Raw genomic sequence first — 16,090 nt, forward strand, 5'->3', positions numbered from 1 at the left:
CGAGAAACTGCTGTCGGAAAAGGGATTCAGAACAGGAACTGGGACGCGAGACCGGCGAGCGCGCCGCCGACCAGCGGGCCGAGCACCGGCACCCAGGCATAACCCCAGTCGGACTTCTTGCGGCTCGGTTCGGCGTCGACTTCCGGAGATTCCAGCGACGCGCCGCCGCCCACGGTGACCGGCACCCGCTGTGCCTCGGCGGGCACGGGCTTGCTGACCGGCAGCAGTGCGTGCGCGATGCGCGGACCGAGGTCGCGAGCCGGGTTGATGGCGTATCCGGTCGGGCCGCCGAGCGAGGCGCCGATGCCGACGACGAGGAACGCCGCCGCGACCGGGCCGAGCCCGCTGGGGGTGTGCCCGAACGCGAGGATCACCAGGACCAGGGTGAACGTGCCGATCACCTCGGTGGCGAAGTTCCAGCGGAAGGCGCGGATCGCGGGGCCGGTGGCGAACACCGCGAGCTTCTTCTCCTCGTCGGTCTCCTCGTCGAAGTGGCGCTTGTAGGCCAGGTAGGCAGCGGTCGCGCCGAGGAACGCGCCGACCAGCTGACCGCTCAGATAGGCGAGCGTGGTGGCGCCCGAGATGGCTATACCGGAGGCGTACTCGTCGGCGCCGCTGAACAGGATGCCTATGGTGACCGCCGGGTTGAGGTGGCCGCCGGTCTTGTAGGCGACATACACGCCTGCTAGCACCGCGAACCCCCATCCAATGTTGATCAGCAGCCAGCCGCCGTCCTGTCCTTTGGACTTGGCCAGCAGTACGTTCGCGACCACACCGACCCCGAGCAGCAGCAGTACTCCCGTACCGAGTGCTTCGCTGAGGAAGATTGAGCCGAAGTTCATCGTTGAGCCTCCGTTTCGCCCCGCAGGTCGCGGGCGCGACCGTGCGTGAAACGGAAATTACGGCGGGATTTCCGAGTCGGACATAGCGCCCGTTCGACAATGTCGAACGGCTCGGCTGGTTGCCGGAACGCGGCGCCACTACCGTCCGACCCGCTAGGAGGATGTATGGCGCAGCTCACACTGGGTTTCAATGATGTAACCCAGGTATTACCGAGGATTCGACATTGTCGAATCGCGACTCGCCGGATAGGTTTCCCGACATGCCGGGTCCGATCCAATCGATCGAGCGGGCGGCGGCCGTGCTGCGGCTGCTGGCCCGTGGATCCGGCCGTCTCGGCATCGGCGACATCGCGGGTGCGCTCGATCTGGCCAAGCCGACCGCGCACGGCATTCTGCGCACGCTACAGGGCGTCGGTTTCGTCGAGCAGGACCCGGCGACCGGCAAGTACCAGCTCGGCGCGGCGCTGCTGCATCTGGGCACCAGCTACCTCGACGCCAACGAGCTGCGCTCACGGGCGATCAACTGGGCCGACGCGCTGGCGGCGCGCACCGGAGAGTCGGTGCGGATCGGCGCCCCGGTCGACGGCGCGGTGGTGGTGGTCCACCACGTGTTCCGGCCGGACAACACCGAACAGGCGCTCGAGCTCGGCGAACTCCTGCCCCCGCACGCCACCGCGCTGGGCAAGGTCCTGCTGGCCTACGACACCGATCTGGCCGCCACGGTGCGCGGAGCCGAACTGGCCCCGCTCACGCACCGCACCCTTGTCGACCGAGCCGCGCTGGCCAGGGCGCTGGCCGGGGTGCGACAGGCCGGATGGGCGGGCGAGACCGAGGAATTCCGGTCCGGCGAGGCCGGTATCGCGGCGCCGATCCGCGCGCCCGGCGGACTCGTGGTCGGCGCCATCGGCATCACCGGCCGCGTCGATCGACTGTGCGACGCACAGTTGCGGCACCGGCGGACGCTGGTCGGTCACGTGCTCGACGCCGCACGGGCGGTCTCGAGGGATCTCGGTGCCCCGCACTGACTTCCGGCAGGCCGATGACCGGACCCCGGCAGGGGGCGGCCGCCGATGACGCAACGCTACGTGCTGTCCATCGACCAGGGCACCACCTCCACCCGCTGCATCCTGTTCGATCAGCGCGCCCGCTTGGTCGGCGTCGCGCAGCGCTCGCACCAGCAGCACTATCCCCGCCCCGGATGGGCCGAGCAGGACGCGCTGGAGATCTGGCGCAACGTCGAGCGGATCGTGCCGCAGGCGATGCGGGATTCCGGCGTCGCCGCCGATCAGATAGCCGCGCTCGGCATCGCCAATCAGCGCGAGACCACCGTGGTGTGGGACCGCCGCACCGGGATGCCGATCGGGCGCGCCATCGTCTGGCAGGACGTGCGGACCGAGGAGTTGGTCGGCGAACTGCGGGAACGTCCTGGCGCGGACCGGATCCGGGAGCTGTGCGGTCTGCCGCTGGCCACGTACTTCGCGGCGCCGCGGCTGCGCTGGATGCTGGACGCCGTCCCGGGTCTGCGCGAGCGCGCCGAGCGCGGCGAGGTGCTGTTCGGCACCATGGAGACCTGGCTGATCTGGAACCTCACCGGCGGGGTCGACGGCGGTCTGCACCTCACCGATGTCACCAACGCCAGCCGCACCCTTCTGATGAACCTCAGCACCCTCACCTGGGACGACGAACTGCTGGCGTTCTTCGGCATCCCCGCCGCGATGCTGCCGCACATCCAGCGCTCCACCGCCTCCTACGGCGTCACCCGCAGGGTGGTGCCCGGCATCCCGATCGCCGCCGCGCTGGGTGACCAGCACGCCGCGCTGTTCGGCCAGACCTGTTTCGCGCGTGGGGAAACCAAGTGCACGTACGGCACGGGCGGGTTCCTCATGATGAACACCGGACGGGAACTGGTGCGCTCCGAGCACGGCTTGCTCACCACGATCGGATACCAGATCGGCCCCGAACCGGTGTACGCGTTGGAGGGTCCGATCGCGGTCACCGGCTCGCTCGTGCAGTGGGTGCGCGACAACATCGGCTTGGTCACCAGCGCGCCGGAGATCGAAACCCTGGCGCGCACCGTCGAAGACAACGGCGGCTGCTATGTGGTGCCCGCGTTCTCCGGGCTGTACGCCCCGCATTGGCGCAGCGACGCCCGCGGCCTCATCGCCGGACTGACCTCCTACATCACCAAGGGGCACATCGCCCGCGCCGTGCTGGAGGCCACCGCGTGGCAGACCCGCGACGTGGTCGAGGCGATGAACGCCGACTCCGGACTGCAGGCCGCCGCCCTGCGCGTGGACGGCGGCATGACGTCGAACAACCTGCTCATGCAGATCGTCGCCGACGTGCTCGACCTTCCCGTCATGCGTCCGTTCGTCGCCGAGACCGTCTCACTGGGTGCGGCGTACGCCGCCGGACTCGCCGTCGGCTATTGGCCGGATCTGGAAGGGCTACGCAACAACTGGCGGCTTGCCGCCCAATGGGTTCCGCGCATGGACCCGGCGCATCGCGAGGACGAATACGAGAAGTGGCGTCGCGCGGTCGAACTGACCTTCGGCTGGGTGCGGCCGAAACCGCGCGCTCGGTAGCTGCGCACAGAGTCCGGCGGACCGGGACAACTGATTTCGAGAGCACATGGGTAACTCACCGGGTACGCCCAGAACCCGAGCGGCACCCAACGCAGGACCTGAACGCAAATCCCGCGTCACCCGACTGGTACGGCCTGAAGTCCGGAGAGGCGGAACAGCTAGCGTCGAGCCATGCGGCTTCATGTGGGATGCGCGATGTGGACGCACGCGGCATGGCAGGAACGGCAGCTCCCTCCCGGAGAGCGGCTGCGCTGGTACGCCACGTGGTGCAACGCCGTCGAGGGCAACACGACGTTCTACGCCACCCCGTCGCGGCGCACCGTGGAATCATGGGCGAGTCAGTGCGATCCGGAGTTCCGGATCGTGCTCAAGCTGCCCAGACCGATCACACACGAGCGCAGGCTGTCCGGCGTCGAGGAGGAATTGCGATCCTTCCTCGACGCGATGGCGCCGCTCGGGGAACGTGTCCACGCGCTGTGGGTGCAGTTGCCCGGCTCGTTCGGTCCGACCGACCTCGGTGCGCTCGCCGGATTCCTGCGCCTGCTACCGCACGGCTACCGGCCCGCCGTCGAGGTCCGGCATCCCGTGTTCTTCACCGACGAGCAGGCCGCGCGCAGGCTGGAATACGTGCTGTCGCGCGTCGGCGCCGAATGGATACCATTCGACACCACAGTGCTTTTCGACGGTCCAGCCACCAGCGCGTCGGAGCAGGAGGCGGCCGCGAAGAAGCCCCGGGTGCCGCGCAGGATACGCGCGCTGACCGAACACCCGATCGTGCGCTATCACGGCCGCGACGACGTCGAACGGACGGTCGCGGGCTGGCAACCGTGGGTCGGCACGGTCGTCGAATGGTTGCGCGACGGCAGGTCGCCGACGGTGTTCCTGCACACACCGGACAATGCGGGCGCGCTGGAGCTGGCCCGCCGTTTCCACGACGAGGTCCGTGCGCGTCTGCCGGAGCTCGACCGGCTGCCCGAGCCCGCGCCGGTCGAGCCGATGACGCTGTTCTGACCGAGAAGGACGTTCCCACAGGGTGATGCGGGAACGTCCGACCAATTCAGGACTGCAGGCCGACCTCGACCGCGAGCGTGAGCGTGATCTTGTCGCCGATCACCGCGCCGCCGTCGGGCAGCGGCATGTCGATGGTGATGCCGAAATCGCGGCGATTGATCACGGTCGTGGCCTCGAAGCCGGCGACCGGCCCCTGGCCCATGCCGGGATTGACACCGAGGAACTCGACGGCCAGCGATACCGGCTTGGTGACGCCGCGGATGGTGAAGTCACCGTCCACCACGAAGTCGTCGCCGTCGACCCGGAACCCGGTGGACTTGAAGGTGGCCACCGGGAACTGCTCGGCCTGGAAGAAGTCCGCGGTGCGCAGGTGCGCGTCGCGCTGCGCGTTGTCGGTGGTCACCGAGTCGACCCGGATCTCGGCCTCGGCCGAGGCGCTGCCGTCCTCGGCGATGACCAGCTTGCCGGAGAAGTCGGTGAACCGGCCCCGCACCTTGCTGACCATCAGGTGGCGTACCGAGAAGCCGAGGGTGGAGTGGACGGGATCGATGGCCCAGGTGCCTGCGGTCAGTGCCTTGGTCGCTTCGAGTGTCATGGTGTTCTCCTTATGTGATTGAGATTTGAACTATGCGGACGGAGAGTTGGACTGGGGTAGTGCGGAAAACTCAGTGGTTGCCGAGAAGCTGTGCGAACGGTAACGGCTCGTCGTACGGATCGGTGGAACGCGGTCGCGGCGTTTTGGTCAGCAGTGCGGCGAATTCCGTTGCGGCGCGGTCGATCCGGGTGCTCAATCCATCCGACTCGGCGGATGCCCAGTCTTCCGACGCCGCGTACACCGATGTGGGCGCGACCACTGCACGCAGATAGCTGAACATCGGCCGCGACGCGTGCTCCAAGGCAAGGGAGTGGCGGGCGGAGCCGCCGGTCGCACCGAGCAGCACCGGCATCCCGCTCAGCGAATCCGGTTCCAGCACGTCGAAGAACGTCTTGAACAGGCCGCTGTAGGAGGCGTTGAAGATCGGCGTGACGGCGATCAGTCCGTCCGCGGTGACGACGGTATCGATCGCTTCGCGCAGTGCCCCCGCCGCGAATCCGGTCACCAGGTTGTCGGCCAGATCGCGAGCGTGCTCGCGCAACTCGACGATGTCGAACGTCACGTCGGCACTGGAGTTCGCCAAGGCTTCGCCGGTGGCCGTGGCGAGCCGATCGGCGAGCAGTCTGGTCGACGAGGGCTGGGACAGCCCAGCGGAGACGACGGCGATGCGAGTCATCGGGTCGCCTCCTGCGCGGCGTCGCGGGCGGCGACCAGACCGGCGTGCGTCGGCGCGTCCGGAACGTGCGCGGGACGCAGGGCGTCGAATTCCTTGCGCAGCACCGGCACCACTTCCTCGCCGAGCAGGTCCAGTTGCTCGAGCACCGTTTTCAGCGGAAGGCCCGCGTGGTCCATCAGGAACAGCTGGCGCTGGTAGTCGCCGAACGACTCGCGGAAGGTGAGCGTCTTGTCGATGACTTCCTGCGGGCTGCCCACGGTGAGCGGGGTCTGCTCGGTGAACTCCTCCAGCGACGGGCCGTGTCCGTAGACCGGCGCGTTGTCGAAGTAGGGCCGGAACTCCCGCACCGCGTCCTGGGAGTTCTTGCGCATGAACACCTGCCCGCCCAGTCCGACGATGGCTTGGTCGGCCGAGCCGTGCCCGTAGTGCTCGTAACGCGAGCGGTACAGCGAGATCAGGCGCTGGAAGTGCTCTTTCGGCCAGAAGATGTTGTTGGCGAAGAATCCGTCACCGTAGTAGGCGGCCTGCTCGGCGATTTCGGGGCTGCGGATCGAGCCGTGCCAGACGAACGGCGGCACGCCGTCCAGCGGACGCGGCGTCGAGGTGAACGATTGCAGCGGCGTGCGGAACTTGCCTTCCCAGTCGACCACGTCCTCGCGCCAGAGCCGGTGCAGCAGGTGGTAGTTCTCGATCGCCAGCGGGATGCCGTCGCGAATGTCCTTGCCGAACCAGGGATAGACCGGTCCGGTGTTGCCGCGGCCGAGCATCAGGTCGACGCGGCCCCCGGCCAGGTGCTGCAACATGGCGAAGTCCTCGGCGATCTTCACCGGATCGTTCGTGGTGATCAGCGTCGTCGCGGTGGAGAGCTGAAGCCGCTCGGTCCGCGCCGCGATGTAACCGAGCATCGTCGTCGGCGACGACGGCACGAACGGCGGGTTGTGGTGCTCGCCGGTGGCGAACACGTCCAGACCGACTTCTTCGGCCTTCTGCGCGATCGTCACCATCGCCGTGATGCGCTCGTGCTCACTCGGCGTCCGCCCGGTGGTCGGGTCGGCCGTCACATCGCCGACCGTGAAAATTCCGAACTGCACGACGCCTCCTTCGATCTCAGTCTCACCCAATTTGGTGGATATGGCAACCAATGGAACGGCGGCGTGTCCAGGGCTATTCCCCAGCTGCCGGTGTGTCCTCGGTTACAGCAGGTATTCCTCGAGCCACGTGCGGGTGAGCAGGCGGGTCGCCTGGGCGCCGGTGTCGAGTTCGGTGGTGCCGAAGGCGTGGTCGAGGAAGGGGAGTCCGACGTAGCGGTGGGGGATGCCCGCGGCGTCGAGCGCGGCGGCGTAGGTCGCGGTGTGCTCGGCGAGCACGAGGTGGTCGTTCTCGCCTTGGACCAGCAGCGTCGGCGGGGACTTGGCGGTGATGTGCGGCGCGGAGTCGGTCCCGGTGTAGCGATCGGGGTACTGCTCGGGCGTTCCACCGAGATACTGCCGAGCCGCCTCGGACCCCACCACGGTCTCGGTGCCGGAGGCGGTGAGGTCGACGGCGGGATACAGCGCGATCACCGCGTCCACCCGGGGTAGGTCGGCGGCGCTGCCGCAGCTGGGCCGCAGGGCACCGGCGTTGATCTTGTTCGCCACGTTGATCGCGAGATTGCCGCCCGCGGAGTCGCCGAACGTCGCGACCCGGCGCATATCCAACTCGTACTGCTGTGCGTGTGCCGCGGCCCAGGTCAGTGCGCAAGCGACATCGGCTTCCGCGGTGTCCCAGCGGTGGATCGCGTCGTCGGAGAGGCGGTAGTCCACATCGAGGACGGCGTACCCGTTGTCGGCCAGCCACCTGGTGTAAGCATTGGCGCCGCGGCCGCCGCCGACAAAAGCGCCGCCGTGGATGCTGACCACGAGCGGCGCCGGTGCGGCGCCGGGCGCGGGTAGGTACAGGTCCGCTCGGACCGGCTGCCCGTCGATGGTCGCGTACGTGACGGTCTCGTCGGGCGCGCCGCCGACGGTGCTGAACGGGACGGCCGGGGCGAATGGAATCCACGCGCCCGCCGCGTCACGCGCGGCGAACACCAGCGCCGCGCTCGTCGTCAGGGACAGGACCAGACCGACGGCGGCCGCCCCGGCCACCATCCCCGCGACGCGCCGACCCGCCGCGCTCCGGCGCAGCGCTCCCAGCGCCAGTCCGGCCGTCACCACCGCCAGCACCACGTTCCATGAGCCCATCGCGTCGCGCACCGCGCCGAGCAATAGCAGAGCGGATTGGATGATCGCGTTGCGCAGCAACGGCATGACCCACGAGACCGGCACGACGGCGATCAGCTGGCTGAGTACGAGGTACGCGGCAAGCGTCGCCGCGAGCGTCAGCAACCCGATCCGGGCCAGGCGCCGCGGCGGTTCCGGCCGTCCGGGTGCGGCCACGTCCGCTCCTCGCTCGTCGCTCATTCGGGCTCTCCGCTTCCGGTGTCGGTGGGGGTCGACTCCAACATAGGTTTGCCGCCGCGCCGCGCCCTTCCCGCTGGCGACGCGCGTGCGTACTCGGGTAGCCGACTACGCGCGACTTCCGGTGGCGGGTCCGCAGAATCGGTCGCCACAGTGATTTCGGACACAGCGGTTGTGGAAGGGGTTTGGATGGCTGGATATCGCGATTGGTTGGCGCCCGCTCCGAATCCGGAGCCGCCGTTGGACAGTCGGCGCCGCACCGAGGCCGACGAGACGGCGAGCGATCCGGCGGCAGCGCGCGCACTACCGTGCCGACCGCGGACGCACCTCGCCGCGTCCGGGCGGCCGAGCGCGGGTGTGCGCGGCGCGCTGCGCCGGAGTCATCCGCAGGGCACCCGCAGCGACGGCGAAACGCTCGCCACGGCGCGGCGATTCGCCGATTCGGCGGTGCGGATCGTGCTGGAGGTGCTCGACCGCAGGCGACCGGTGGCGCAGCTCGCCGTGGTCGCCGACGCCACGGTCGTCGCCGCGCTGCGCACCCTCATCGTCGCGGACCTGGTGCCGGGCCGTGCCCTCGGCGTCGCGGTGCCGATCCGGGTCAGCGTGGTGTTGGTGGACGCCAAGACCGCCGAGGTCTACGCCGCGTACGCCCGCGGCGCGAGGCATTTCGCGTTGGCGGCCCGCATCGTCCGCACCCGGTCGGCGGGCTGGCGGCTGACCGCCCTGCGCATCCGATGACGGATATACGGGCCGTCGGCGGCGTCACACGCACGTCGAGCTGCTGGACCGGCTCGCCGGACGCGCCGGAGGGGCGGTCGTGATCGAACCCGTCGACCCGCCTTGTCTTCGAGGTCGAGTAGCCAGCTACCTGGATCCGTACTTCGCTCGGCGGCCGGACCGGTGACCCGCCCTGGAACCGAGCGCCGTATCGGCCCCCGGAGCAGCCGTTGTATGCCCACGCGGCTGGCTTACCGTGGTCTCAGTATGCGGCGGGCGTTCCCGGCCGTTTGGTGTCGGCTGCGTCAGGCCAGCGAGCTCAGCCAATCGTGCATCCAGGACAGCGCGGTTTTGCCGCCGCCGACGGGGTAGCTGCCGTAGGCGGTGTGGGTATCGGAGCGGTAGAACTCCTCGAACAGCCGCGCGCGTTCCTGGTTGGCCGACTCCGAAAGCTGGCTCTGCAGCAGCGCGATCCCGCCGCTGGACATGAGATCGCCGAGGATGGCGTTCATTTCGAGTTGGTAGCGCCAGAGGTAGGCGGGGTCCGGGTGCGAAGTCTGCGCCAGGAAGCCCGCGAAGCGGGTCACGAAATCGTCCGCGGCCGTCGCGCAGTAGAGGTCGCCGATCGCGCAGATGGTGCGGGTCTGCGGACTGACGAAACCGAATCCGCCGATCCGCGGACCGCCCGCGCCCGCACCGCCCACCGCGGGCCCGACCAGCGCGTCGGCGGGGGAGCGGCGCGGATCGGAGATGAGTCCCACCGCCGCGATCCGGTGCGGCGGCACGACGCCGAGGCCGGTGCCGATCTCGGCGGCGAGATCGCCCGCGGCGTCGGCTCCCTGGCTGTAGCCGAGCAGCGCGATCTTCGTCGCACCGCACTCCCTGGCCATCGCCGCGATCATGCCGCGCGCGTTGTCCACGGCCTCCCGCTTGGAGGCGCCGTAGACCTCGCTCTCCCACGGGAACGCCGTCGCGGCGTAGCTCACGTAGTCCACCCGCGCCGAGCTGGGCAGCCCATCGGTGACCCCCGAGAGCATCCCGGGTCCGGGGCGTTCGCCGTCCGGCCGATCGGTGGTCTCCCAGGTTCCCGGGATCGCCACTACGTACAGGGTGGGGCACTCCGGTTCGGCGGCGGCCGGCCCGCTGCCGGGGCCGACACAGGACAGCGCCATCGCCGCGATACCGATGGCCGCCGAGATCAACTTCGATCGCATGCGTTCGCTCCTGGTAGTCCACGCGCCGCAGGCGCTCCCCGGCAGGAATCGGCCTCCGCCGGTGCCGCGCGGTGGTCGGACCCGGCCCCGTCGAAGGCAGCATTGAGACTCGGTGGTCTCAAAGTGCAGCCAGGATAGCGAGACTGTGTGAGACAGCACAATCGACCAGCCAAGTGACGCACATCACAATTCATTCCCCTGCGCGCACGCCGGACGATTGCTACGGGTTGTGGTTCAGCAGGATGCCGATGGCCTCCGCCCATCGATCGATGGTTGCCGCGGCGGCGCGCTCGGTTGAGCGCAGTGGCCGGGACATCGCGGTGCCGCGCAGTATCGCGACCGTGAGATCGCGGACGGCCGGATAGCGCGGATGGGCGACGAACTCCGGCCCGAACAGCGCGTCGACCACGCGATGCAGATCCCGCCCCGCCTGCCGTTCGGCGGCGCGCAACGCCTCGGCCAGCGACGGATCGGTGCGCGCGGCCGCCCACAATTCGAACTCGGCCTGCGCCGCCGGGCGGGCCATCGACTCGTACAACGCGGTCAGGGCGCGCAGCACCGGGTCGGAGCCGTCGCCGAGCCGATCCGCGGCCTCTCGGACGGCCGCTTCGTTGCGTGCCACCAAATGGGCGACCAGTTCCGAGACCAAGGCGTCGATCGTGGGGAAGTGGTGCAGGAGAGCCCCGCGGCTGACGCCCGCCGCGCGCTGCACCGCCAGGGTGGACAGCGCCGAATACCCTCGCTCGGCCAGCAGATCGGCGGCGGCGTCGAGAAGTCGGACGCGAGTCGCCCGCTTCTGCTCCTCGCGTCGTCCGGCCATCGGGCTCCCTTCATCGCCGAGGACGATTTCACAGTCAGTATTGACTGTCAAATGGTTCGTGAGCCAGACTGCGCATACCCGATTCCGGCCGACGTCGAAAGGGAAACCGATGACCAACAGTGAATTCCAGGACGACGCGGCCCCGTGGTACCGCAATTGGGCCGAGATCCCGGGCTCGCCGTGGGCGGACCGCCCCGAACCGGACGACGCGGGCGAGTACCGCACGCTGACCTACGAGCGGGACGGCCGGATAGCGCGGATCACGTTCAACCGGCCGGACAAAGGCAATGCGATCACCCCGGACACCCCGCTCGATTTGGCGCGCGCGGTCGAGCGCGCCGATCTGGACCCGCGGGTGCACGTGATCCTGCTGTCCGGGCGCGGCAAGGGGTTCTGCGGCGGGTACGACCTGAGCATGTTCGCCGAGCAGAGTTTCGCGGTGACCGGCGGACCCGATGACGTGATGGGCACGGTCGTCGATCCGGTGGCGCAGGGCCGCAACCACGACCCGGCGCGAACCTGGGATCCGATGATCGACTACGCGATGATGAGCCGGTTCAACCGCGGGTTCGCCAGCCTGATGCAGGCGAACAAGCCGACCGTGGCCAAGCTGCACGGCTTCGCCGTGGCGGGCGGCAGCGACATCGCCCTGTTCGCCGATCAGATCATCTGCGCCGACGACACCAAGATCGGTTATCCGCCCACCCGCGTGTGGGGTGTCCCGGCCGCGGGCATGTGGGCGCATCGGCTCGGTGACCAGCGCGCCAAGCGCCTGCTGTTCACCGGCGACTGCCTCACCGGCAAGCAGGCCGTCGAATGGGGCCTCGCGGTCGAGTCCTGGCCCGCCGACGAACTCGACGCGCGCACCGAGGAATTCGTCGCCAGGATCGCGCGCATGCCGGTCAACCAGCTCATGATGGCCAAGCTGGCGCTCAACTCGGCGCTGTACGCGCAGGGCGTCGCCAACTCCGGCATGATCAGCACCGTCTTCGACGGCATCGCCCGGCACACCAGAGAGGGTTACGCCTTCACGAACCGTGCTTTCACCGTCGGTTTCCGCGAGGCGGTCCGCGAGCGTGACGAGCCGTTCGGCGACTACAAGCGCGCGCGGTCCGAGTGATCGATCGGCACGTCCGCGTACGGCGGCCGCGAGTCAGTGCTCGGGAGAAACCCTCCCGGCCGCCTCGTCGTCGACGTCGTAGCCGAGCCGCACATCGTGCGCCGCGTCGCGGCCGCACAACGTGACCCGGCTGGTCACCGGCGGATAGCCGCGCGCGACGATCGTGTAGTCGCCTTCGGCGAGATCCGTGACCAGGTACCGGCCGTTCTCGTCGGTGCGCGTCGTCGCGATGAGCACGCCCGCCGTGTCGAGCACGCTGATCTGGACATCCGAGACCGCCCGGCCGTCGTCCGACCACGCTGTTCCGGTCAGCACAGCCATCGGGGCGAGATCGATGTCGTGGCGCAGGGGTCCGTTGTCCGGCACCGTCAGCGTGGTCGCGCTCGGACGCATGTGCTCGGCGATCGCCACCAGGGTGTAGGCGCCGGGGACCACGCCATGGCAGACGTAGGCCCCGTCGGAGGCGGCGGTGGCGGAGCCGACGACCTCGCCGTCCGGATCGGTCAGCGTGACGGTCGCGCCGGGCAGCGGCTCGCCGTGGGTGCGCGACCGGACCACGCCGGACACCTCGCTCGAGCCGAGCAGCGTGATGTCGACCTGCTGCGGCCGGTCCGCGAGCGTGACATTGAGCGCCGCCGGTTGATGCCCGGCGGCCGAGACGATCAGCACGTAATTGCCCGCCTCGGGCGCGCCGACGACATAACGGCCGTCGGAGCCGCCGCTCGCCCGTGCGGCCTGACGTCCGCGCTGGTCGATGAGGGTCAGCGCGGCTGAGGCCACGGGGTGGCCGTCGGCCCGGTGGACGTAACCGCTGAGGGAGCGTCCCTCGTACTCCACGCTGTCGGCGTCGAAACTCGCGCGCGGCTCGAGATGCCGCGCCCCGTTGCCCGCGGGATCGCCCGACGCGTGCTTGCCCGCCCCGGCGAGCACCGGCTCCGGTTCCGACAGCGCTTGCGCGGCGCCCTCCCAGACCTGATCGGCTTCCCACCGCGACTCGGCTTCCTCCCGCTTCGCGCTCGGCGCCGCCGCCGGAACCGGATTGTCTTGCAGCGGAATCTCTTTCATGAACATCAGCACCACGCAGGCCAGCAGCGCCACTCCGGCCGCCGCGTAGAACACCCCGTGCATGGAGTCGGTGAACCCGGTGAGGATCGGTATCTTCAGCGCGTCGGGCAGGGCCGCGATACCGCTGGTGTTGGATTGCATGCCGCTGAGCTGGTCGGGGCCGAATCCGGGCGGCAGCACGCCGCCGAACGCGTCGGTGATCCGGTGCGGCAACAGGTTGAACAGGATCGTCAAGAACACCGCGACGCCGAGGGTGCCGCCCATCTGGCGGAAGAAGGTGGCCGAGGCGGTGGAAACGCCCATGTCCGAGCGTGGTCCGGCGTTCTGCGCGGCGATGATCAACGTCTGCATGCAGCAGCCGAGCCCGAGGCCGATCACGCCGCCGTAGACCAGCGGCTGCCACAGCGGACTGTCGTAGTGCACCTGCGCGTACAGCGTCGCGCCGAGCGCGACGATGAACGTGCCGGTCACCGGCAGGAACTTGTAGCGACCGGTCCGCTTGGTGATCCGCCCGGCCGCCTGCGAGCCGATGGTGATGCCGAGCACCAGCGGCAGCATCAGCAGGCCCGCCTTCGTCGGCGAGTACCCTCGCACCACCTGGAAGTACTGCGGGACCATGGTGATCGCGCCGAACATCGCCACGCCGACGATGAATCCGCCAAGGATGGTGACGCTGAAGGTCGAATTCTTGAACAGCCGCAATGGGATCAGCGCCGCGTCCTTCATCAGGAATTCGACCAGCACGAACAGCAGGAAGCCGACCGCGCCGATGCCGTAGCAGATCAGCGCGCGCTCCGACGACCAGCCCCAATGGCGGCCCTGCTCGGCGATGATCAGCAGCGGCACGACGAAGACGGTCAGCGCCAGCGCGCCGAACCAGTCGATGCGGTGGTGCTGGCGCTGGTGCGGCGTGTTGAGCACCTTGGCCACCACGAGCATGGCCAGCACGCCGACCGGGACGTTCACCAGGAACACCCAGCGCCAGCCTTCGATGCCGCCGAGTTCTTGGTAGTCGGAGAAGAAGCCGCCGAGCACCGGGCCGAGCACGGTGGCCGTACCGAAGACCATCATGAAGTAGCCCTGGTAGCGCACCCGTTCCCGCACGGGGACGATGTCACCGATGATGGTGAACGCCAGCGACATCAGCCCGCCCGCGCCGAGGCCCTGGAAGGCGCGGAACCCGGCGAGCTGGTACATCGAGGTCGCGAAGGTGCAGGCCACCGAACCGATGACGAACAATCCGATCGCCACGAGGTAGAACGGTTTGCGGCCGTAGATGTCGGCCAGTTTGCCGTACAGCGGCGTGGTGATCGTCGCGGTGATCAGGTACGCCGTTGTCGCCCAGGCTTGTTCGTCGAAACCGTGCAGGCTGTTGGCGATCTTCACGATCGCGACGCTGACGATGTTCTGGTCGAGCGCGGCCAGGAACATGCCGAGCAGTAGGCCGGACAGGATGGTCAGGATCTGCCGGTGCGACAGTGTCGTGCCCGTGCTCGGGTCCAGGTCCCGCGGAGCCTGGGTGGTGGAGTTCGTCATGGATGAGCCCTATTTCCAATCGGCTGGCTGTCGGGGGGTTGTCTCGATTCCTGCGGTGAGCCGGTCGAGCAGAGCGGTCAAGGTGTCCCGGTCCTGCGCGGACCAGTCGGCGAGGATCTCGGCCAGCCACCGGTTGCGCAGTGCGCGGTTGCGCTCGAAGACGCGCACGCCCTCCGCGGTGGCCGCCAGCACGCACGCGCGGCCGTCGACCGGGTCGGCCCGGCGCTCCACCAGGCCGTGTTCCACCAGGGATCTGCTCTGTCTGCTGATGGTGGAGGCTTCGGCGTGCAACAGTTCGGCGAGCCTGCCCGCGCGCTGTGGTCCCTCGTGGACCAGGCAGAACAGCACGGAGTAGGCCAGCCGTTCCAGCCCGTCCGGGCCGGGCTTGGCCAGCTGCGACTTCGCCCGGTTGATCGCCCGCATGAACCGCACGAGCTGCTTGCCGAGCTCGTCGGCGGCCGCGAGTTCGGCCGCCGAGACGGTGCGCTCGCGAGCCGTAGCGGACATGGCACTCACCTCGATGTTCCTATCAGCAGATTAGTTAGCAAGGACAACTAGTTGCTTTAGGCAACTATACATCCGCTGTGCCGAAGCTTTGCGGGTGGGTCGCTGCGTCGACGCGGTGCCACCGTGGCCGCCGTCCTCGCGCACGCATCGGCCTTGCCTGTTGACCATTCGACCGACAGAATCCACCGAAATATGCAATGTTGTTACTGCCCAACGGCATTCAGAGGGAACCCACGGTGGCCGAGTAGGCACCGGTAAAAGGGGGTGCGGCGAGATCATGTCGTCGAACACGTCCGAGGGCGGGCGGCCCGCCCGCCCTGGCCGGGCACGGCCCGAGCGCGTGCCCACGTGGCCCGGGATGATCCCCCCGCAGGGCCCGTCGCACCGCGCCGTCAGCGATCGGCGCCGTGCGCCCCGCGATCGGCGCCGGGCTCGGCGCGGACCACGTCGGGTCTGGTTGGTCGGCGGTGTCGGGATGGCGGCGTCGCTCGCCGCCGCGGCGTTGGTGCTGGTGTACACGGACGCGGCGTCCGCGCCACGGCAATCGGCCACCGTCGCCGATCCGGTGCTCGGCGGTGGCCCAGGTTGTGAGCCGATCCGTGGCGAGCAGCTGGTGCGCGGCAACGGCACCGGTTCTCTCGACTCGGGTCCGGACGTGATCCTGGCGTTCCAGCACGCGTATTACGTGACCCGCTCGGGCGCGGTCGCCCGATCGCTGACCGCACCGGACGCCGCCGTGCCACCGGTCGCCGTGATCGACGCGGGCATCGCTTCCGTCCCCGCGGGCACCCAGCACTGCGTCATGATCACCTCCATGCTCGACGGGCGCTACGACGTGGTCATCACCGAACTGCGGCCCGACTCGGCCAACCGCACCTATCGCCAGTTCGTCACGGTGGCCACCAGCGGCGGCAGATCCACCATCATCAAGATCGCCGCACCGAACTGATCCGCTCGGGTGCGC

General features: G+C 69.1%; 15 protein-coding genes. 6 read left to right on the top strand and 9 right to left on the bottom strand.

Annotated features, from left to right (window positions below):
* Positions 1-26: 26 nt before the first annotated feature.
* Positions 27-842 (bottom strand): MIP/aquaporin family protein, encoded by an 816-nt coding sequence (locus tag ON34_RS05960; RefSeq protein ID WP_040775207.1) that lies wholly within the window; start codon positions 840-842, stop codon positions 27-29.
* A gap of 260 nt (positions 843-1,102) precedes the next feature.
* Here ON34_RS05960 and ON34_RS05965 point away from each other — a divergent pair, with 260 nt between their 5' ends.
* From ON34_RS05965 to ON34_RS05975, 3 genes are all read left to right on the top strand, one after another.
* The gene (locus tag ON34_RS05965) at positions 1,103-1,867 is read left to right on the top strand and encodes an IclR family transcriptional regulator (protein WP_040775209.1); all 765 of its coding nucleotides are present in this window, start codon (positions 1,103-1,105) and stop codon (positions 1,865-1,867) included.
* A 45-nt stretch (positions 1,868-1,912) separates the two neighbouring features.
* Positions 1,913-3,427: a glycerol kinase GlpK gene (gene glpK / locus ON34_RS05970; protein ID WP_040775210.1), complete on the top strand. Its 1,515-nt coding sequence runs from the start codon at positions 1,913-1,915 to the stop codon at positions 3,425-3,427.
* 171 nt (positions 3,428-3,598) lie between these two features.
* On the top strand, positions 3,599-4,438 hold the full coding sequence (locus ON34_RS05975) for a DUF72 domain-containing protein (protein ID WP_245547897.1): 840 nt from the start codon (positions 3,599-3,601) through the stop codon (positions 4,436-4,438).
* A 46-nt stretch (positions 4,439-4,484) separates the two neighbouring features.
* Here the strand turns inward: ON34_RS05975 and ON34_RS05980 are convergent, their stop codons facing one another.
* The 4 genes from ON34_RS05980 to ON34_RS05995 all read right to left on the bottom strand — a co-directional run bounded on the left by ON34_RS05980 (position 4,485) and on the right by ON34_RS05995 (position 8,150).
* Positions 4,485-5,033 (bottom strand): YceI family protein, encoded by a 549-nt coding sequence (locus ON34_RS05980; RefSeq protein ID WP_040775215.1) that lies wholly within the window; start codon positions 5,031-5,033, stop codon positions 4,485-4,487.
* Positions 5,034-5,103: 70 nt separating this feature from the next.
* Entirely contained in the window at positions 5,104-5,709 is a 606-nt protein-coding gene (locus tag ON34_RS05985) for an FMN reductase (RefSeq protein ID WP_040775217.1), read from the bottom strand.
* Positions 5,706-6,800 (bottom strand): LLM class flavin-dependent oxidoreductase, encoded by a 1,095-nt coding sequence (locus ON34_RS05990; RefSeq protein WP_040775219.1) that lies wholly within the window; start codon positions 6,798-6,800, stop codon positions 5,706-5,708. The genes ON34_RS05985 and ON34_RS05990 overlap by 4 nt, the downstream gene beginning before the upstream one ends.
* Before the next feature lie 102 nt (positions 6,801-6,902).
* On the bottom strand, positions 6,903-8,150 hold the full coding sequence (locus ON34_RS05995) for an alpha/beta hydrolase (RefSeq protein ID WP_040775221.1): 1,248 nt from the start codon (positions 8,148-8,150) through the stop codon (positions 6,903-6,905).
* A gap of 186 nt (positions 8,151-8,336) precedes the next feature.
* On the opposite strand from ON34_RS05995, the gene ON34_RS33350 reads away from it, so the two are divergent.
* Positions 8,337-8,885, top strand: coding sequence for an Rv3235 family protein (locus ON34_RS33350; RefSeq protein ID WP_051022186.1), 549 nt, complete (start codon positions 8,337-8,339; stop codon positions 8,883-8,885).
* A 284-nt stretch (positions 8,886-9,169) separates the two neighbouring features.
* On the opposite strand, the gene ON34_RS06005 is transcribed toward ON34_RS33350, so the two are convergent.
* Positions 9,170-10,078: a cutinase family protein gene (locus ON34_RS06005; protein WP_040775223.1), complete on the bottom strand. Its 909-nt coding sequence runs from the start codon at positions 10,076-10,078 to the stop codon at positions 9,170-9,172.
* A gap of 220 nt (positions 10,079-10,298) precedes the next feature.
* Positions 10,299-10,898 carry a TetR family transcriptional regulator gene (locus tag ON34_RS06010; protein WP_040775226.1) on the bottom strand — a complete coding sequence of 200 codons (600 nt, stop codon included), beginning with the start codon at positions 10,896-10,898 and terminating at the stop codon, positions 10,299-10,301.
* A gap of 109 nt (positions 10,899-11,007) precedes the next feature.
* Here ON34_RS06010 and ON34_RS06015 point away from each other — a divergent pair, with 109 nt between their 5' ends.
* The gene (locus ON34_RS06015; RefSeq protein ID WP_040775229.1) at positions 11,008-12,018 is read left to right on the top strand and encodes a crotonase/enoyl-CoA hydratase family protein; all 1,011 of its coding nucleotides are present in this window, start codon (positions 11,008-11,010) and stop codon (positions 12,016-12,018) included.
* Between the two features lie 33 nt (positions 12,019-12,051).
* On the opposite strand, the gene ON34_RS06020 is transcribed toward ON34_RS06015, so the two are convergent.
* Both ON34_RS06020 and ON34_RS06025 read right to left on the bottom strand, forming a co-directional pair.
* Complete coding sequence (locus ON34_RS06020) at positions 12,052-14,619, bottom strand: MFS transporter (RefSeq protein WP_040775232.1); 2,568 nt, start codon at positions 14,617-14,619, stop codon at positions 12,052-12,054.
* Between the two features lie 9 nt (positions 14,620-14,628).
* Positions 14,629-15,126 carry a MarR family winged helix-turn-helix transcriptional regulator gene (locus ON34_RS06025; RefSeq protein ID WP_040775240.1) on the bottom strand — a complete coding sequence of 166 codons (498 nt, stop codon included), beginning with the start codon at positions 15,124-15,126 and terminating at the stop codon, positions 14,629-14,631.
* A 475-nt stretch (positions 15,127-15,601) separates the two neighbouring features.
* Between ON34_RS06025 and ON34_RS06030 the strand changes: the two genes are divergently transcribed.
* The gene (locus ON34_RS06030; protein ID WP_245547898.1) at positions 15,602-16,075 is read left to right on the top strand and encodes a DUF8176 domain-containing protein; all 474 of its coding nucleotides are present in this window, start codon (positions 15,602-15,604) and stop codon (positions 16,073-16,075) included.
* Positions 16,076-16,090 lie beyond the last annotated feature (15 nt).

Origin of the sequence: Nocardia pneumoniae NBRC 100136 (genome assembly GCF_000308755.1) — a bacterium.
In the GTDB taxonomy this organism is placed as follows: Bacteria; Actinomycetota; Actinomycetes; order Mycobacteriales; family Mycobacteriaceae; genus Nocardia; species Nocardia pneumoniae.